This is a genomic window from Streptomyces sp. NPDC058457 (genome assembly GCF_042720695.1).
In the GTDB taxonomy this organism is placed as follows: Bacteria; Actinomycetota; Actinomycetes; order Streptomycetales; family Streptomycetaceae; genus Streptomyces.
The window spans coordinates 1-17,697 of record NZ_JBHXLU010000008.1; the positions used below are offsets into that span (position 1 = coordinate 1).

Sequence of the window (17,697 nt, forward strand, 5' to 3'; positions counted from 1 at the left end):
AAGCCCACAGCGAGGCACGCTGCGGGCCCTCCGGCGTTCTGTCGGCTCACGCCTCGCGGCGCAGCGACGGCTTCAGCTCCTTCAGACGCCCCAGAAGCCCGTTCACGAACGAGGGCGACTCGTCCGTCGAGAACTCCTTGGCGAGCTGCACCATCTCGTCGAGGACGACGGCGTCCGGCGTCGCGTCGACCCAGATCAGCTCGTAGGCGCCCAGGCGCAGGATGTTGCGGTCGACGACCGGCATCCGGTCCAGCGTCCAGCCGACCGAGTACTGGGCGATCAGCTCGTCGATCCGCTTCGCGTGCACGGCGTAGCCCTCGACCAGCTGCATCGTGTACTCGCTCACCGGCGGCTGCCGGGTGTCGTCCCGGGACAGCCGGATCCAGTCCGCGAGCACGGTCAGGACGTCGGCCCCGCGCTGGTCGCCCTCGAAGAGAATCTGGAAGGCACGCTTGCGGGCCGTGTTGCGGGCAGCCACGGTTAGCTGTTCACCCGGCCGAGGTAGTCGCTCGTGCGGGTGTCGACCTTGATCTTCTCACCGGTGGTGATGAAGAGCGGGACCTGGATCTGGTGACCGGTCTCCAGGGTGGCCGGCTTGGTGCCACCGGTGGAGCGGTCGCCCTGGACGCCCGGCTCGGTCTCCTGGATGGTCAGCTCGACGGCGGCCGGGAGCTCGACGAAGAGCACCTCGCCCTCGTGCTGGGCGACGACGGCCGTGAAGCCCTCGATCAGGAAGTTCGCGGCGTCGCCGACGGCCTTCGGGTCGATGTGCAGCTGGTCGTACGTCTCCATGTCCATGAACACGAAGTACTCGCCGTCCATGTACGAGAACTGCATGTCGCGCTTGTCGACAGTGGCCGTCTCGACCTTGACGCCGGCGTTGAAGGTCTTGTCGACCACCTTGCCGGACAGCACGTTCTTGAGCTTGGTGCGCACGAAAGCGGGGCCCTTGCCGGGCTTGACGTGCTGGAACTCGACGACGGACCAGAGCTGGCCGCCTTCGAGCTTGAGCACCAGGCCGTTCTTGAGGTCGTTCGTGGAAGCCACGGTTGCGGAATCTCCTGGACTGACGTGGACGACCCCGGGGCGCGCACCTTGCCTAGAGTGCGAGCAGCTCCTTGGTCGTGATGGTGAGTAGCTCGGGTCCGCCGTCCGCCTCGGGGCGCACGACGAGCGTGTCATCGATCCGGACGCCGCCCCGGCCCGGGAGGTGGACCCCCGGTTCGACGGTGACCGGCACGCAAGCGTCCAGTTTACCCATGGCTGAAGGGGCGAGCTGCGGGTCCTCGTCGATTTCGAGTCCGACACCGTGTCCGGTGAGGGGCTGCAGGCCCTCCGCGTGGCCCGCGGAGTCCAGAACCTGGCGGGCGGCGCGGTCGACGTCGCGGCAGGCGGCGCCGGGCACGAGGCTCTCCCGGCCGGCCCGCTGGGCGGCGAAGACGAGGTCGTAGAGCTCGATCTGCCAGTCGGCGGGCGAGGTGCCGATCACGAAGGTACGGCCGATCTCGCAGCGGTAGCCGCGGTAGGTGGCGCCGAGACAGACGGAGAGGAAGTCGCCCTCCTCGACCCGCCGGTCGGTGGGGCGGTGGCCGCGACGGCCGGAGTTCGGGCCGGTCGCCACGGAGGTGGCGAAGGCCGGGCCGTCGGCGCCGTGGTCGACCAGGCGGCGCTCCAGTTCCAGGGCGAGATGCCGTTCGGTACGGCCGACGAGGATCGACTCCAGCAGCTCGCCGAGGGCCTGGTCGGCGATCTCGGCGCCGATGCGGAGGCAGGAGATCTCCTCCTCGTCCTTGACGATCCTGAGCTGCTCGACGGCGCTGCCCAGGTCGGTCAGACGGAGGTGGGGGGCGACGGAGGCGAGGGCACGGTGCCGGGCCACGGTGAGGTGGTGCTCCTCGACGGCGAGGGCGTCGGCGTCCTGGGCGACGGCGAGGTCGGCGGCGGCGACGGCGGGGTCACCGCCGGGGCCTTCCAGGAGGTGCGGCCGCAGGGACTCGTCGGGGCGGGCCCCGGTGGGGCGGTCGTCCGGCGGGCCGGGGCAGACGAGGAGATCCTCGCGTTTGCCGAGGAGCAGGACGGAGCCGTTGGGTGCGGCGCCGGCGAGGTATCTCACGTTGGCCGGGTGCGAGATGACGGCGGAGTGGCTGCCGGCCGCGTGGCAGCGTTCCCTCAGCCTGGTTCGGCGGGCCGCGTACACGTCTGACATGAGTCGAGCGTAGGAGGGGTGGGCGGTTTGTGCCGGTTGAAGGGGGCCGAGTGGGGTGGCTGGGCGCCGTTGTCGGGTGCGGGTCCGTGGGATTTTTTGCGCAGTTCCCCGCGCCCCTCAGGACACCGGTCACCTGTCGGCCGCGGGCCGGTGGGGCCGAGCGCGCAGTTCCCCGCGCCCCTCGAAGACGGGCCGGTGGGGGTTGCTCACACCGTTCCCCGCGCCCTCAAGAACAAGAAGGTGGGTGCAGTCCCCCGTTTACCAGTTCGGGGGGCTTGCTATCGCTCTTGCCAGGACGTCGTCCAGGACTCGGGCTGTGGTCGGAACATCCAGCTGGGAGTTGTCGATGATCGGGAGGCCCGAGCCGTACCAGCCGGCCATGCGGCCGTGGATGCGGGCCACCTCCTCGTCGGTGAGGCGGCGGTTGCCGGTGCGTTCCGCGTTGCGTTCCAGGACGATGTCGAGGCCGGGGAGGAGGACGACGGGGAGCAGGCCGGGGCCCACGTGGCGCTTCCAGCCGCCGAGACCGACGACCGGACGGTCCGGGAAGACCGCGTCGTCGAGGATGCACGAGATGCCGTTGGCCAGGAAGTTGCGCGCGGCGAAGCCGCAGGTGCGGCGGGCGAGGCGGTACTGGGCCTCGGAGTGGTCGTTCCAGCCGGACTGGGGGTCGGCGAAGCCCGAACGGACCCACTCGCGGACGTCGTCGAGGCTGATGTGGGCGGTGGGGACCCGGCGGTGGTCGGCCCAGTACTTGGCCACGCTGGTCTTGCCCGCACCGGCCGGGCCGATGAGGAGGACGGCCAGGGTGGTGGTGGTCGGGTCGGGCGCGGTGGGCGCGCTGGGGATGCCCACCGGGGCGCCCGGCGGCAGCGGGACGTGGCCCGTGGTGTCGGGCGGCGGCGGGGCCGAGGGAAGCGGGGGAACCGGCGGAACCGAGGGCTGCGGCGGCGCGGCCGGCGGTGGCGGCACGGGCACGGAGCCCTGCGGCGCTCCCGGGTGCTGTGCGGCCGGCTGCCAGCCGGTCGGTCCCTGCCCCGGCTGATGGGGCGGCGGCAGCGGAGATCCCACTGCGTGCTGCATCCGGTGCCACTCCGTCTCGTCATGTTCGGCTGCGCTCGTTACCGAACGGTACCGCCCGCGGTCGTCCTTTGGTGAAACGGCCGGGGGCGGCCCGAAGTGCCCGCGTCGCCAGGCGAATCGGGCGGAAGGAACAGCGGCGGACCTACTGCCCGACCTCGCCGTACGCGGCGAGCAGCACGGCCGGGTCCGGGCCCTCCAGGACCGTCGGTTTGGCGAGGCCGTCCAGGACGATGAAGCGGAGCAGGTCGCCGCGGGACTTCTTGTCGACCTTCATCGTCTCGACCAGCTTGGGCCACTGGTCGTAGCGGTAGTGCAGCGGGAGACCGACGGACTCCAGGACCGTACGGTGGCGGTCGGCCGTCGCGTCGTCCAGGCGGCCGGCCAGCCGGCCCAGCTCGGCGGCGAAGTGCATGCCGACGGCGACCGCGGCACCGTGCCGCCACTTGTAGCGCTCGTTCTTCTCGATGGCGTGGCCGAGCGTGTGGCCGTAGTTGAGGATCTCCCGCAGACCGGACTCCTTGAGGTCCGAGGAGACGACCTCGGCCTTCACCCGGATGGAGCGCTCGATCAGCTCGGCCGTGTGCGGGCCCGCCGGGGTGCGCGCGGCCTCGGGGTCGGACTCGATGAGGTCAAGGATCACCGGGTCGGCGATGAAGCCGGCCTTGATGACCTCGGCGAGCCCGGAGACGTAGTCGTTGACCGGGAGCGAGTCGAGGGCGGCGAGGTCACAGAGGACGCCCGCCGGCGGGTGGAAGGCACCCACCAGGTTCTTGCCCTCGGCCGTGTTGATGCCGGTCTTGCCGCCGACCGCCGCGTCCACCATGGCGAGGACGGTGGTGGGGATGGCGATCCAGCGCACGCCCCGCAGCCAGGTGGCGGCCACGAAACCGGCCAGGTCGGTCGTCGCCCCGCCGCCCACGCCGACGATGACATCGGAGCGGGTGAAGCCGGACTGGCCGAGCGCCTTCCAGCAGTAAGCGGCGACCTCGACGGTCTTGGCCTCCTCCGCGTTCGGCACCTGGATGGCGACGGCCTCGTAGCCCTGCCCGGCCAGGTCGGCGCGGAGCGCGTCGCCGGTCTCGGCGAGCGCCTCGGGGTGGACCACCGCGACCCGCTTGGCCTTCTCGCCGATCAACCCGCCCAGTTCGCCGAGGAGCTGACGGCCCACCAGGACCTCGTACGGCTCGGTGCCCGCGGTGCCGCCGACCTGGATCCGGGTGACTGCCTCGCTCATGCTTCCTTCAACTCCAGTGCGTCCAGGGCTGCTTGGGTGACCTCTTCGGGCGTACGGCCGTCGGTCGCGACGACGGCCGTGGCGACCTCCTCGTACAGGTGCCGCCGGGCTTCCATCAGCTCGCGCCACTGCTTGCGCGGGTTGATGGCGAGCAGCGGCCGGGCCGCGTTCAGGCCGGTGCGCTTGACGGCCTCCTCGACGTCCATCGAGAGGTAGACCACCCGGCGGTCGGCGAGCAGGCCGCGGATCTCCGCGTCGAGGATCGCGCCCCCGCCGAGCGCGAGGACACCCTCGTGCTCGGCCAGCGCCGCCTGGACCGCCCGCTTCTCGATCGCCCGGAACACCGGCTCGCCCTCGGCCACGAAGATGTCCGCGATGGCACGGCCCTCGGCGGCGACGATGTCCTCGTCGGTGTCCCGGTAGCCGACGCCGAGCCGCTCGGCGAGCAGCTGCCCGACCGTGGACTTGCCGACGCCCATCGGCCCGACCAGAACCAGCCTCGGTGCGCCGGTCACCGGATGGCCAGGTTGTCGAGGTACGACTGGACGTTGCGCCGGGTCTCGGGGACCGAGTCGCCGCCGAACTTCTCCGCTACCGCGTCCGCGAGGACGAGCGCGACCATCGCCTCGGCGACGATGCCGGCGGCCGGCACGGCGGAGACGTCGGAGCGCTGGTGGTGGGCCTGGGTGGCCTCGCCGGTGGTGACGTCGACGGTCTGCAGGGCACGCGGGACGGTGGCGATGGGCTTCATCGCGGCCCGGACCCGGAGCAGCTCACCCGTGGACAGCCCGCCCTCGGTGCCGCCGGCCCGGCCGGAGACGCGGCGGATGCCCTCGGGGGTGTTGACGATCTCGTCGTGCGCCTTGGAGCCGGGCACCCGGGCCAGTTCGAAGCCGTCGCCGATCTCCACGCCCTTGATCGCCTGGATGCCCATGAGGGCGCCGGCGAGCCGGGCGTCCAGTTTGCGGTCCCAGTGGACGTGCGAGCCGAGGCCGACCGGGACGCCGTACGCCAGCACCTCGACCACTCCGCCGAGGGTGTCGCCGTCCTTGTGGGCCTGGTCGACCTCCGCGACCATCGCCTTCGACGCGTCGGCGTCGAGGCAGCGCAGCGGGTCGGCGTCCAGCTTCTCGACGTCGGCCGGGGTCGGGTACACACCCTGCGGGGCCTTCACGGAGCAGAGCTCGACGACGTGCGAGACGATCTCGATGCCGGCCGTCTCCTTGAGGTACGAGCGGGCGACGGCGCCGAGCGCCACGCGGGCCGCGGTCTCCCGCGCGGAGGCGCGCTCCAGGACCGGCCGGGCCTCGTCGAAGCCGTACTTCTGCATGCCCGCGAGGTCGGCGTGGCCGGGGCGCGGGCGGGTCAGCGGGGCGTTGCGGGCGAGGCCCGCGAGGATCTCGGGGTCGACCGGGTCGGCCGCCATGACCTGCTCCCACTTGGGCCACTCGGAGTTGCCCACCATGATCGCGACCGGGGAGCCGAGGGTCAGGCCGTGCCGGACGCCGCCGAGGAAGGTGACCTCGTCGCGCTCGAACTTCATGCGCGCACCGCGGCCATAGCCGAGCCGCCGTCGCGCCAGGTGGTCCGCGACCATCTCGGTCGTGATCGGCACGCCGGCGGGAAGGCCCTCCAGCGTCGCGACAAGTGCGGGACCGTGGGACTCCCCCGCGGTCAGCCAACGCAGCCTGCTCAACGATGCTCCTCAGTGCTCGCGCCCTGGTGCTACTGCCCTGCGTACGCGCGTCCTCGCGTACGGCGACGGCCCGACCGGGTGCGCGGCCCCGGTCCGCCACCTCCGATCCTCCCACGTCCGGGCGGTGATCCCGGCCGCCGGTCCAGCAGGCGGACGCGGACATGCCCGGTCAGCGCTCGGCGAGCGCCTTCTCGCCGGCCCTGCGCATGGCGTCCAGCGGTGCCGGGGTGCGGCCGGTCATCTGTTCGACCTGGAGCACGGCCTGGTGCACCAGGAGGTCCAGTCCGCCGACCACGGCTCCCCCGAACATGGACCAGCGGGCGGCGAGTGCGGTGGGCCAGGGGTGGTAGAGGACGTCGAAGAGGGTGGTGGGCCGCTCCGGTACGGCGGTGGCGAGGGCGTCGGTGGTGCCGGCGGGGGTGGTGGCGATCACCAGGGGGGCGTGCAGGGCCTGTTCGGCGTCGGCCCAGTCGGCGGTGCGCACCTCGACGTCGAGCCGCTCGCCCCAGTGCCGCATCTCGGCGGCGCGCTCCTCGCTGCGGACATAGGCGACGACCTCGCCGGTGCAGATCCGGGCGAGCGCGGCCAGCGCGGAGGAGGCGGTGGCACCGGCGCCGAGGACGGCAGCGGAGTCGACCTGTTCGATGCCGTGCTCGCGGAGCGCGGCGACCATGCCCGGGATGTCGGTGTTGTCCCCGAGTCGTCGGCCGTCCTCGGTGAAGACGACGGTGTTGACCGCGTCGACCGAGGCGGCCGTCTCGCTGATCTCGTCGACCAGCGGGATGACCGCCCGCTTCAGCGGCATGGTCAGCGACAGCCCCGCCCACTCCGGTCCCAGCGTCCCGAGGAAGCCGGGCAGCCCGGCCTCGTCGACCTCGAAGCGCTCGTACGACCAGTCGGTGAGCCCGAGTTCGTCGTACGCGGCCCGGTGCAGCACCGGGGAGAGGGAGTGGGCGATGGGCTTACCGAGCACAGCGGCCCGGCGGGCATCAGTTGCCCGAGTTGGCATTGAATTTGTCCTTGAGCTTCTCGAATTCGGCGTTGGTCTTGGCGAATTCGGTGTTGTTCACGCCGTCGGTCGCCACGAAATACATCCAGCCGTCGTCGGTCGGATTCAGTGCCGCCTTCAGTGCGTCCTCGCCGGGGTTGCCGATCGGACCGGGCGGAAGCCCCTTCTGGGTGTACGTGTTGTACGGGTCCCTGTTGCTGTTGATCTCCGACTCGCTGATGTGGATGTTGCTGGTGCCCTTCAGGTAGTTGAAGGTCGAGTCGAATTGCAGCAACCGGTTCGTCTCGGTGTTCGTGGCCTTGAGACGGTTGTAGACCACTTCCGCCATCTTGCGGAAGTCGTCGTGCGTCTTCCCTTCGGCCTGGACGAGGCTCGCGACCGTGATGACCTGCAACGGATTGTCCAGGTCGTACTTCTTGGCCTCCGCCGCGAGGTCGTAGTTGGCGTACTCCTCCTTGGCCGCGGCGACCATCTGTTTCAGGATCGCGTCGGGCTTCATGCCCTTGGCCGCGGGATAGGTACCCGGGTAGAGGAATCCTTCCAGCGGGTCCATGATCTTGCTGTTGGCGTTCGCGTAGCTCGGCAGACCCAGGTTCTTGTATTCGGCTCTGGCGACCTTCTTGGAGGTACCGGCGGAAAGGCCGAGTTTCTTGTCCAGGGCCACATAGACGGCCGCCGCGCGCTCGCCCGGGGTGACGATGACATTGGCCTTGCTGCTCGGTTCGAGCATCAGCAGCACACAGCTCGCGGCGGACATCTCCTTCTTGAGGGTGTAGGCGCCCGCCTGGATCGTGTCGCCCTTCGGATTCTGCGTCTGCGCGTGGACGAACGCGTCGACGCTCTTGACGACGCCGGCCTCCTTCAGCCGCCGCCCGATCTCGTATCCGCCCGCGCCCTTGGGGATCTGGACGGTCACGGTCTCGCTGCTGCCGCTGCCCGCGTAGTCCGGGGCCGCGCCGAAACGATTTTGGTAGAAGTGCCAGCCGAAGTAGCCGACGGTGGCCGCGCCGCCGCCGAAGACCAGGCACACCACCAGGCAGGCGCAGCCGCTGCGGCGCTTCTTGGCCCCCTTGCCGCCCTTTGCGTCCTTGCCGCGGCCACCACCGCGGCGTCCTTTCGGATCGTCGTCGTCCGCATCGTCATCGCCGTCGTCCGCGCCCGTGAAGAAGGGGTGCTGCTCTTCCTCCTCCTCGACGGCGGGCTCCGGCTGCGGTTCCGGCTCGGGGCGCCGGCGGCCGGGCGGCTCCGGCGGCGGGTAGGCGTCCTCGGTGCCGTAGAAGTCGGGCTGCTCGCCGCCGTAGGCCACGGGCTGCTGGCCGTAGGGGTCGCCAGGGTCGGCGGCGTAGGGAACGTGACCATGGGTGCCGGTCGCGTCCCAGCCGCCCTGGTGGTACTGCTGCTGGGCATGACCGACGTACTGCTGGTCGTACTGCTGCTGACCGTACCCGTCGGCGTACTGGAGTTGGCCCTGCTCGTCGTAGTACGCGTACTGCTGCTGGTCGTACCCGCCCTGCGGGTGCTGGCCCCAGTCGCCGTACTGCTGCTGCGGCTGCTGCGGGTAGTGCTGCGGCTGACCGCCGTAGGGGGACTGCTGGCCCACGTGGGCCTGCTGTCCCTCCCATCCGTCGTCCCCGTACAACGGGTCCTCCGGATGCCACGGTTCGGAGCCTGGGCCCCGGCCATACTCAGTCATCGATCCCCTAGAGCCGCGAGACGGCGCGCCACGCGGCTGGTGGGCCGGTTGACCGTTCCGCCTCTTACTGTGCGGTGGCTGTTCGAAAACCATCGCATCGCGCGGAACGTTACCGTATCGCGATCAGATGACTACTTCGACGCCCTCGCCGGGTGGTTTACCTGACACCCGTTCGGATTCCAGCGCCTGCTGGAGGATGATCACAGCGGCGGCCTGGTCGATGACCGAGCGCCCCTTCTTGGACTTCACCCCCGACGCGCGCAGTCCCTGACTGGCCGTCACGGTCGTCATCCGCTCGTCGACCAGCCGGACCGGCACCGGCTCGATGCCCTTGGCCAGCTCCTGGGCGAAGGCCCGCACCTTGACGGCGGCCGGGCCCTCGCCCCCCTTGAGGGAGCGCGGGAGCCCGACGACGACCTCGATCGGCTCGTACTCCTCGACCAGTTGCCGCAGCCGGCGGTGGGCCGCCGGGATGTCCCGGCCGGGAACGGTCTCGACCGGGGTGGCGAGGATCCCGTCGGGGTCGCACGAGGCGACCCCGATCCGGGCGTCCCCGACGTCGATCGCGAGTCGACGTCCTCTGCGCATTCCGACCGATTCCTTACTTGGCGGTCTCGTCGACGAGGCGCTCGACGGCGTCGATGGCCTCACCGACGGCGGCCGGGTTCTGGCCGCCGCCCTGGGCGACGTCCGGCTTGCCGCCACCGCCGCCGCCGAGGGTCTTGGCAGCGGTGCGGACCAGGTCACCGGCCTTCAGGCCGCGGTCGCGGGCCGCGTCGTTGGTGGCGATGACCGTGAGCGGCTTGCCGTTGTTGACCGTGAACAGGGCCACCACGGCGGCGCGTCCGCCCTGGATGCGGCCGCGCACGTCGAGGACCAGCTTGCGCAGGTCGTCCGGGGTGGTGCCGTCCGGGACCTGCCCGGTGACGACGGCGATCCCGCGGACGTCCTTGGCGGACTCGACGAGACCGGCGGCGGCCTGCAGCACCTTCTCCGCGCGGAACTTCTCGATCTCCTTCTCGGCGTCCTTCAGCTTGCCGAGCATGGCGGAGACCTTCTCCGGGAGCTCCTCCGGACGGCCCTTGATCAGCTCCTGGAGCTGGGCGACGACCGTGTGCTCACGGGCCAGGAAGTTGTAGGCGTCGACGCCGACGAGGGCCTCGATACGGCGGACACCCGAGCCGATCGAGGACTCGCCGAGCAGCTTCACCAGGCCCAGCTGGGAGGTGTTGTGCACATGGGTGCCGCCGCACAGCTCCTTGGAGAAGTCGCCGATGGTCACCACGCGGACCCGCTCGCCGTACTTCTCGCCGAACTCGGCGATGGCGCCCTGCTTCTTGGCCTCGTCGAGGCTGAGGATCTCGGCGTGCACGTCCAGGTCGCGGGCGAGCACCTCGTTGATCTTCTGCTCGACGTCGGTCATCACGGCCGTCGGAACGGCGGACGGCGAGCCGAAGTCGAAGCGGAAGCGGCCGGGCTGGTTCTCGGAACCGGCCTGGGCGGCCGTCGGGCCGAGCGCGTCGCGCAGGGCCTGGTGGGTGAGGTGGGTGGCCGAGTGGGCGCGGGCGATGGCGGTCCGGCGCCGGGAGTCGATCGAGGCGTGGGCCTTGGCGCCCACCGTCACCTCGCCGACCTGGACGACGCCCTTGTGGACGTAGACGCCCGGGACCGGCTTCTGGGTGTCGCGGATCTCGATGACGGCACCGGTGTCGACCCTGATCCGGCCGGTGTCGCCGATCTGGCCGCCGCCCTCGGCGTAGAACGGGGTGCGGTCCAGGACGATCTCGACCTCGTCGCCCTCGCCGGCGGCCGGGGAGGAGACGCCGTCGACGAGGATGCCCACGATCGTGGTCTCACCCTCGGTGTCGGAGTAGCCGATGAAGTCGGTCTCGCCGGTCCTGTCGGCGATCTCGCGGTAGGCACCGGCGCCGGCGTGCCCGGTCTTCTTGGCCTGGGCGTCGGCCTTGGCGCGGTCCCGCTGCTCCTTCATCAGGCGGCGGAAGCCGTCCTCGTCCACGGCGAGGCCCTGCTCGGCGGCCATCTCCAGGGTGAGGTCGATCGGGAAGCCCCAGGTGTCGTGGAGCAGGAACGCCTTGTCGCCGGCGAGGACCGTGCCGCCGGCGTCCTTGGTCTCGGTGACGGCGGTGTCGAGGATGTTGGTGCCGGCCTTCAGCGTCTTGAGGAAGGCGTTCTCCTCGGCGACGGCGACCTTCTCGATGCGCTCGCGGTCGGTGACCAGCTCCGGGTACTGCTGCCCCATCATCCGGATCACGGTGTCGATCAGGTCGAGCACTACCGGTCCGGTGGCACCGAGCAGGCGCATGTTGCGGATGGCGCGACGCATGATGCGGCGCAGCACATAGCCGCGGCCCTCGTTGCCGGGGGTGACGCCGTCGCCGATGAGCATCACCGACGTACGCATGTGGTCGGTGACCACGCGCAGCGAGACGTCCGAGTCGTGGGCGTCGCCGTAGCGGACGCCGGTCAGCTCGGTGGCCTTCTCGATGACGGCCATGGAGGTGTCGATCTCGTACATGTTCTGCACGCCCTGCAGAATCATGGCGAGACGCTCCAGGCCGAGGCCCGTGTCGATGTTCTTGCTGGGCAGTTCGCCGAGGATCTCGAAGTTGTCCTTGCCGATGCCCTCGCCGCGCTCGTACTGCATGAAGACCAGGTTCCAGATCTCCACGTACCGCTCGTCGTTGACGGCGGGGCCGCCCTCGACGCCGAACTCGGGGCCGCGGTCGTAGTTGATCTCGGAACACGGGCCGCAGGGGCCGGGGACGCCCATGGACCAGTAGTTGTCCTTCATGCCGAGGCGCTGGATGCGCTCCTTCGGCACGCCCACGACGTCCTGCCAGATGCGCTCGGCCTCGTCGTCGTCCTTGTAGACGGTGATCCAGAGCCGGTCCGGCTCCAGGCCGTAACCGCCCTTGTCCTGGGGGCTGGTGAGCAGCTCCCAGGCGTACTTGATGGCGCCTTCCTTGAAGTAGTCGCCGAAGGAGAAGTTGCCGCACATCTGGAAGAAGGTGCCGTGGCGGGTGGTCTTGCCGACCTCTTCGATGTCGGGCGTACGCACGCACTTCTGCACGCTGGTGGCGCGCGCCCACGGCGGCTTGACCTCACCGAGGAAGTACGGCTTGAAGGGCACCATGCCGGCCGGGACGAGGAGCAGAGTCGGGTCGTCCGCGATGAGCGACGCCGAAGGGACGACGGTGTGACCGCGCTCCTCGTAGAAGCTCAGCCAGCGGCGGCGAATCTCGGCCGACTCCATCAGTGGTCCTCATTCCGGTTGTACGAGTACGTCGTCCTGTCATCGGCGTACTTCGGGTTGCTGCGGTTCTCGATGGCGGCGAGCCGCCGGGGCGCGGGGAGTTCGGGGTCCGCGTTGATGCCCAGCGCGTCGCCCAGCTCTTCCTCCCGCTGGGCCATGTTGTCGCGGACGTCGAGCGCGAAGCCGACCGCCCGGTCCTTGATCCGGTGGCCCGTCTCCAGCGCCTTGTTCGCGGCGGTCGCGGCGAGGCTCTCCGGGGTCAGCTGCCTCAGCTTGCGGTTGACCTTGGTGGTGGCCCAGACACCGGCGGCGACACCGGTGGTGAACCAGAACGTGCGGCGGAACATATGGCCTGGCTCCTACTTTCCCCGGTTCTTCCGCCGTGCGGCCGGGACCGTCCGGCCCACGATCACCGTACGCCTGGGCTCCTTCACGGGCACGTCCGCCTTGCGGCCGGCCAGCGCCCGGCGCACGCCGTAGCCGAAGGCGGCGACCTTGACCAGCGGGCCGCCGAAGGTGGAGGCGACGGTGGTGGACAGCGCGGAGGCGTTGGACGTGACCTCCTGGACGTCGGACGCGATCGCGTCGACCCGGTCGATCTGGGTCTGCGCGGAGCGTACGGCCGCGGAGGCGTCGGCGAGCAGCGGGACGGCCTGGTCGGTCACGTCCGCCACGAGTTTGGTGGTCGCCTTGAGCGTCTGGGCCAGCCTCACGAGAGCCACCGCGAGGAAGGAGACCAGGATCGCCCAGAAGACGGCCACCAGGATCCCGGCCACCTCTCCACCGGACACCGCGCGCACCCGCTCCCTGTCTCGTGCCTGAACGATGTGGATCAACTACAACGTGGATCAACATCGAAAAGTCTGCACCGAGCCTATCGCGCCGGGCATCGGACTCCGTACCGGATTAGCGCGCGCGGAAGGCGGAGTTGCGGGAAGCGATTGTACGGAACGAACACGGTTAAGTACGCTCCGTGTCCCATGCGAGGTCCTCAGCGCCCCGGCCCTTCGGCGGACGGCAATCTGCCCCTGGAACTGACCGCCTTCGTGGGCCGCTCGGCCGAACTGGGCGAGCTGTCCCGGGCCCTGGAGTCCGGCCGGCTGGTGACGGTGACCGGGGCCGGCGGGGTCGGCAAGTCCCGGCTCGCGGTCCGGGCGGCGGCCGGCGCGGCGCCCCGGGACGGGGTGTGGCGGGTGGAGCTGGCGCCGGTGCGCGATCCGGAGTTCGTGGACTACGCGGTCGTGGAGGCGCTGGGCCTGACCGACCACACCACCCGGCCGCCGCGCGAGACGCTGCTTGAGCACCTGCCGGACCGCAGGATCCTCCTGGTTCTCGACGGGTTCGAGCATCTGGTCGACGCGTGCGCGGAGCTGGTGGCCGAGCTGCTGCGGCAGTTGCCGGACCTGGCCGTGCTGGCGGTGGGCCGGCGGCCGCTCGGGGTGGCGGGCGAGCGGTTGTTCCCGCTGGCGCCGCTCGGCGAGGACGAGGCGGTGGAGCTGTTCGCCGAACGTGCCGGGCGGCAGGGGCTGGACGTGCGGGACTGCGCGGAGGTGCGGGAGGTGTGCCGGCGCCTGGACGGGATCCCGTTGGCGGTCGAGCTGGCGGCGGGGCGGCTGCGGGCGCTGTCGCCGGGGCAGTTGCTGGAGCGGCTCGATGACCGGTTCCGGCTGCTGACCGGGGGCGGACAGGACGCGCTCCCCCGGCACCGGACGCTGCGCACGGCGATCGGCTGGAGCCATGAACTGTGCACGCCCGCCGAGCGGTTGCTCTGGGCGCGGCTGTCGGTGTTCGCGCAGACCTTCGACCTGGAGGCCGCCGAGTACGTGTGCAGCGGGGACGGGCTGGCGTCCGAGGAGGTCCTGGACGTGCTGGCGGAGCTGCTCGCCCAGTCGGTGGTGTCCCGTGAGGAGGCGGGGTCGGGTGTGCGCTATCGGATGCTCGACACCGTGCGGGCGTACGGCGCCGACTGGCTGGCGGCGACGGGGGACGCGGGGCGGCTGCGGCGCCGGCACCGGGACTGGTTCATGGGGTTGGCGACCTGGTGCGAGCTGGAGTGGTTCTCGCCGCGGCAGGGCGAGGTGGCCGCGCGGGTCGAGGCCGAGCTGCCGAACCTGCGGTCGGCTCTGGACCACTGCCTGACCGAGCCGGACGAGGCGCATCTGGGCCAGTACCTGGCGGGCTCGCTGTGGTTCTACTGGGCGGGCTGCGGGCGGCTCTCGGAGGGGCGGCGCTGGCTGGAGCGGAGTCTGGAGCTGGACTCGGAGTATCCGCAGTCCCGGCTGAAGGCGTTGTGGGTGCTCGGCTATGTGGCGATCCTCCAGGGCGACGCGGTACCCGCGCTGGCCGCGCTCCAGGAGTGCCGTGAGGAGGCCGAACTGGCCGCCGATCCGGCGGCGGCCTACGCGGAGCACCGCACCGGCTGTCTGGCTCTGGTCACGGATGACATGGCACGCGCGGAATCGCTGCTGCGCTCGGCCCTCGACCGCTACCAGGAGATCGGCGAACTCAACAGCAATGTCCTGATGGCGCAGGTCGAGCTGGCGATGACCAGGGCGTTCCTCGGCGATCTGCCGGACGCGGTACGGCTGTGCGAGGACGTGCGCCGGGTCTGCGAGGACCACGGCGAGCGCTGGGCCCGCTCGTACGCGCTGTACGTGCTGGCCTACGCGGCCTGGCAGGACGGCGATCACACGGCCGCCCGGGAACTGCTGACCGACTGCCTGGGCCATGCACACGGTTTCCGGGACCTGCTCGGCTCGGTTCTGTCGATCGAGCTCCTTGCCCTGGTGACGGTGGCGCAGGGCGATCCGGCGGAGGCGGCGGTGCTGCAGGGCGCGGCCGGGCGGATGTGGCCGTCGGTGGGCCTGCCGCTGTTCGGCTCGGCGTACTACAACGCCCCGCACGAGCTGTGCGAGGCGACGGCCCGGCAGGCGCTGGGCGACGAGCGGTACGCGGAGTGTGTACGCCAGGGGGCGCTGCTGGACCGGGAGGCGGCGGTGGCCCGGGCGCTGGAGTACCTCGGAGGACGGCCGCTGGACGCGCTGCCCGCGCCGCGCGGGCCGGTACGACAGCGGCGGGACGGCACCGACATGCGGAAGCCCGCCGCCTCGCCCACCCGGAAGGACGGGGAGACGGCGGGCTGACGCTGAGGTGCTACACCCGGCTGGTGATCAGCGGGCGTAGTACTCGACGACGAGCTGCTCGTCGCAGATGACCGGAACTTCCTTGCGGTTCGGCTCGCGGTCCAGGCGGAAGGCCAGGGCGCGGAGGTTCACCTGCAGGTAGCGGGGGGTCTCGCCGTCGGGGGCGAAGCCACCCTCACGGGCGATCTGGAAGAGCGTCTTGTCCTTCGAGCGGTCGCGGACCTGGATGACGTCGTCCGGACGCACGCGGTAGGACGGCTTGTCGACCTTCTGACCGTTGACCTGGATGTGGCCGTGGACGACCATCTGGCGGGCCTGGTAGATCGTGCGGGCGATGCCCGAACGCAGGACCAGCGCGTCGAGGCGGCGCTCCAGCTCGATGATCAGGGCCTCACCGGTCTTGCCCTGCACCTTGGAGGCACGCTCGTAGGCGCGGACGAGCTGACGCTCGGACACGTCGTACTGCGCGCGCAGACGCTGCTTCTCCAGCAGACGGACCTTGTAGTCCGAGTTCTGCTTGCGGCCGCGGCCGTGCTCACCCGGCGGGTAGGGGCGGGCCTCGAAGTACTTGACGGCCTTCGGGGTCAGCGCGATGCCGAGGGCACGCGACTTCTTGACCTTGGGGCGGGACTGGTTCGCCACTGTCTCTTTCTTCCTTCTGATATTCGGCTTGTCAGGGTTGAGGGAGGTCGCAATCCGCAGCCGGGGAAACCCGCCGGAACCCGTTGCCGGGTCTGGTGGGCAGCCGCTCCCCTGGTCTGGGCACATACGTGCAGCACGCGAGTGGCCCACCGACCGGTCCCGCCGTGCGGCGGATGGTGGTGGGCTGCCCGCGACACCGATCGACGGTGCGCGACGCTCCTGGATCCCCCTGACGGGGGTTCCGGCCGACTGTCCCGCTCTGACTGCGCGGGACTCGGCGCTTCGAGGGATTCTACAGGCTGCTCAGGACCGCCTGCGACCGAGGTGCTTCCTGGTCCACTCGACGGCGTCGGCGTACCGCGCCTCGGCGCCGTGCCGGGTCGGGGTGTAGTACTCGCGGTCCCTGACGGTGTCCGGGGCGTACTGCTGCTCGGCGATGCCCTCGGGCAGGTCGTGCGGGTAGACGTAGCCCTGGGCGTGCCCCAGTTTGGCGGCGCCCTTGTAATGGCCGTCGCGCAGATGCGGGGGCACCTGGCCGGCCAGTCCCTTGCGGACGTCCTCCATGGCGGCGCCGATCGCGGTGGTCGCGGAGTTGGACTTGGGGGCCAGGGCGAGGGCGATGGTGGCGTGGCTGAGGGTGAGGGCGGCCTCGGGGAAGCCGATCATGGCGACGGCCTGGGCGGCGGCCACGGCTATCGGGAGGGCGTTGGGATCGGCCAGCCCGATGTCCTCGCTCGCCGAGATCATCAGGCGGCGGGCGATGAAGCGGGGGTCCTCGCCGGCCTCGATCATGCGGGCCAGGTAGTGCAGGGCCGCGTCGACGTCCGACCCCCTGATGGACTTGATGAGGGCGCTGGCGACGTCGTAGTGCTGGTCGCCGTCGCGGTCGTACTTCACCGCGGCCCGGTCGACGACCTCCTCCAGGGTCCCCAGGCCGATCTCCGTCTCGCCCTTGTCGAGGGCGGCTCCGGCGGCGGCCTCCAGGGCGGTCAGGGCGCGGCGGGCGTCGCCGCCGGCGATGCGCAGCAGGTGCTCCTCGGTGTCCTCGGGGAGGGTGACGGCCTCCCTGAGGCCCCGCTCGTCGGTGCGGGCCCGGCGCAGCAGCCCGCGGACGTCCTCGTCGGTGAGCGGTTCGAGGGTGAGGAGCAGGGAGCGGGACAGGAGCGGGGAGATCACCGAGAAGTACGGGTTCTCGGTGGTCGCGGCGATCAGGGTGACCCAGCGGTTCTCGACGGCCGGGAGCAGGGAGTCCTGCTGGGCCTTGCTGAAGCGGTGGATCTCGTCGAGGAAGAGGACGGTCTCCTTGCCGTATCCCCCGGTGGCGCGGCGGGCGCCGTCGATGACCGCGCGGACCTCCTTGACGCCGGCGGTGATCGCGGAGAGCTCCACGAACCGCTTGTCGGTCGCCTTGGAGACGACGTACGCGAGGGTCGTCTTGCCGGTGCCGGGCGGCCCCCAGAGGATCACGGACGACGGTCCGGCCGGGCCGCCGGAACCCGCGCCGACCAGTCTGCGCAGCGGGGATCCCGGCTTCAGCAGATGCTGCTGGCCCACCACCTCGTCGAGGGTGCGCGGGCGCATCCGCACCGCCAGGGGGCTCCCGGTCGGGTCCTTCTCCTGGCGTTCTTCTGCGGCGGCGGTGAACAGGTCGGGTTCCACGCTGAAACCCTAAGTCACGGCACTGACAATCCCGCCCGGGCCGTCGGCGGCCCCGGTG

At 71.0% G+C, this 17,697-nt stretch carries 16 protein-coding genes; 1 reads left to right on the forward strand and 15 read right to left on the reverse strand.

The annotated features are described in order from the left end of the window. Nucleotides 1-46: 46 nt before the first annotated feature. The 13 genes from nusB to ACFWPS_RS09085 all read right to left on the reverse strand — a co-directional run bounded on the left by nusB (nt 47) and on the right by ACFWPS_RS09085 (nt 12,995). Nucleotides 47-478 carry a transcription antitermination factor NusB gene (gene nusB, locus ACFWPS_RS09025; RefSeq protein ID WP_383702647.1) on the reverse strand — a complete coding sequence of 144 codons (432 nt, stop codon included), beginning with the start codon at nt 476-478 and terminating at the stop codon, nt 47-49. 2 nt (nt 479-480) lie between these two features. After that, complete coding sequence (gene efp / locus ACFWPS_RS09030; protein ID WP_217553253.1) at nt 481-1,047, reverse strand: elongation factor P; 567 nt, start codon at nt 1,045-1,047, stop codon at nt 481-483. Nucleotides 1,048-1,099: 52 nt separating this feature from the next. Then, nucleotides 1,100-2,206: an aminopeptidase P family protein gene (locus ACFWPS_RS09035; protein ID WP_383702649.1), complete on the reverse strand. Its 1,107-nt coding sequence runs from the start codon at nt 2,204-2,206 to the stop codon at nt 1,100-1,102. 258 nt (nt 2,207-2,464) lie between these two features. Then, complete coding sequence (locus ACFWPS_RS09040) at nt 2,465-3,289, reverse strand: Pro-rich N-terminal domain-containing protein (RefSeq protein ID WP_383702651.1); 825 nt, start codon at nt 3,287-3,289, stop codon at nt 2,465-2,467. Nucleotides 3,290-3,431: 142 nt separating this feature from the next. Beyond that, complete coding sequence (gene aroB, locus ACFWPS_RS09045) at nt 3,432-4,523, reverse strand: 3-dehydroquinate synthase (RefSeq protein ID WP_383702653.1); 1,092 nt, start codon at nt 4,521-4,523, stop codon at nt 3,432-3,434. After that, nucleotides 4,520-5,002 carry a shikimate kinase gene (locus ACFWPS_RS09050; protein WP_383702988.1) on the reverse strand — a complete coding sequence of 161 codons (483 nt, stop codon included), beginning with the start codon at nt 5,000-5,002 and terminating at the stop codon, nt 4,520-4,522. Before ACFWPS_RS09050 ends, aroB begins: the two co-directional genes overlap by 4 nt. A 32-nt stretch (nt 5,003-5,034) precedes the next feature. Next, nucleotides 5,035-6,219 (reverse strand): chorismate synthase, encoded by a 1,185-nt coding sequence (gene aroC, locus ACFWPS_RS09055; RefSeq protein WP_383702655.1) that lies wholly within the window; start codon nt 6,217-6,219, stop codon nt 5,035-5,037. 169 nt (nt 6,220-6,388) lie between these two features. Further along, nucleotides 6,389-7,228, reverse strand: coding sequence for a shikimate dehydrogenase (locus ACFWPS_RS09060; RefSeq protein ID WP_383702657.1), 840 nt, complete (start codon nt 7,226-7,228; stop codon nt 6,389-6,391). Beyond that, nucleotides 7,209-8,921: an endolytic transglycosylase MltG gene (gene mltG, locus ACFWPS_RS09065; protein WP_383702659.1), complete on the reverse strand. Its 1,713-nt coding sequence runs from the start codon at nt 8,919-8,921 to the stop codon at nt 7,209-7,211. Before mltG ends, ACFWPS_RS09060 begins: the two co-directional genes overlap by 20 nt. Nucleotides 8,922-9,044: 123 nt before the next feature. After that, nucleotides 9,045-9,509, reverse strand: coding sequence for a Holliday junction resolvase RuvX (gene ruvX / locus ACFWPS_RS09070; RefSeq protein ID WP_089103244.1), 465 nt, complete (start codon nt 9,507-9,509; stop codon nt 9,045-9,047). 13 nt (nt 9,510-9,522) lie between these two features. Continuing rightward, nucleotides 9,523-12,195, reverse strand: coding sequence for an alanine--tRNA ligase (alaS, locus tag ACFWPS_RS09075; protein ID WP_383702662.1), 2,673 nt, complete (start codon nt 12,193-12,195; stop codon nt 9,523-9,525). Continuing rightward, nucleotides 12,195-12,542 carry a hypothetical protein gene (locus ACFWPS_RS09080; RefSeq protein ID WP_383702664.1) on the reverse strand — a complete coding sequence of 116 codons (348 nt, stop codon included), beginning with the start codon at nt 12,540-12,542 and terminating at the stop codon, nt 12,195-12,197. Before ACFWPS_RS09080 ends, alaS begins: the two co-directional genes overlap by 1 nt. Before the next feature lie 12 nt (nt 12,543-12,554). Beyond that, on the reverse strand, nt 12,555-12,995 hold the full coding sequence (locus ACFWPS_RS09085) for a DUF948 domain-containing protein (protein WP_089103241.1): 441 nt from the start codon (nt 12,993-12,995) through the stop codon (nt 12,555-12,557). A gap of 180 nt (nt 12,996-13,175) precedes the next feature. Between ACFWPS_RS09085 and ACFWPS_RS09090 the strand changes: the two genes are divergently transcribed. Beyond that, nucleotides 13,176-15,338: an ATP-binding protein gene (locus tag ACFWPS_RS09090; RefSeq protein ID WP_383702666.1), complete on the forward strand. Its 2,163-nt coding sequence runs from the start codon at nt 13,176-13,178 to the stop codon at nt 15,336-15,338. 27 nt (nt 15,339-15,365) lie between these two features. Here ACFWPS_RS09090 and rpsD read toward each other — a convergent pair whose 3' ends face one another. Continuing rightward, a complete protein-coding gene (gene rpsD, locus ACFWPS_RS09095) occupies nt 15,366-15,980 on the reverse strand; it encodes a 30S ribosomal protein S4 (RefSeq protein WP_089103239.1) in 615 nt (204 codons plus the stop codon). 303 nt (nt 15,981-16,283) lie between these two features. Further along, entirely contained in the window at nt 16,284-17,639 is a 1,356-nt protein-coding gene (locus ACFWPS_RS09100; RefSeq protein WP_383702668.1) for a replication-associated recombination protein A, read from the reverse strand. Nucleotides 17,640-17,697 lie beyond the last annotated feature (58 nt).

Bases quoted from the DNA above. Each gene is read 5' to 3' on its own strand.
- ACFWPS_RS09035 (WP_383702649.1), bottom strand. From the start codon at position 2,206: ATGTCAGACGTGTACGCGGCCCGCCGAACCAGGCTGAGGGAACGCTGC.
- ACFWPS_RS09040 (WP_383702651.1), bottom strand. From the start codon at position 3,289: ATGCAGCACGCAGTGGGATCTCCGCTGCCGCCGCCCCATCAGCCGGGG.
- aroB (WP_383702653.1), bottom strand. From the start codon at position 4,523: ATGAGCGAGGCAGTCACCCGGATCCAGGTCGGCGGCACCGCGGGCACC.
- ACFWPS_RS09050 (WP_383702988.1), bottom strand. From the start codon at position 5,002: ATGGGCGTCGGCAAGTCCACGGTCGGGCAGCTGCTCGCCGAGCGGCTC.
- ACFWPS_RS09060 (WP_383702657.1), bottom strand. From the start codon at position 7,228: ATGCCAACTCGGGCAACTGATGCCCGCCGGGCCGCTGTGCTCGGTAAG.
- mltG (WP_383702659.1), bottom strand. From the start codon at position 8,921: ATGACTGAGTATGGCCGGGGCCCAGGCTCCGAACCGTGGCATCCGGAG.
- ruvX (WP_089103244.1), bottom strand. From the start codon at position 9,509: ATGCGCAGAGGACGTCGACTCGCGATCGACGTCGGGGACGCCCGGATC.
- alaS (WP_383702662.1), bottom strand. From the start codon at position 12,195: ATGGAGTCGGCCGAGATTCGCCGCCGCTGGCTGAGCTTCTACGAGGAG.
- ACFWPS_RS09080 (WP_383702664.1), bottom strand. From the start codon at position 12,542: ATGTTCCGCCGCACGTTCTGGTTCACCACCGGTGTCGCCGCCGGTGTC.
- ACFWPS_RS09090 (WP_383702666.1), top strand. From the start codon at position 13,176: ATGCGAGGTCCTCAGCGCCCCGGCCCTTCGGCGGACGGCAATCTGCCC.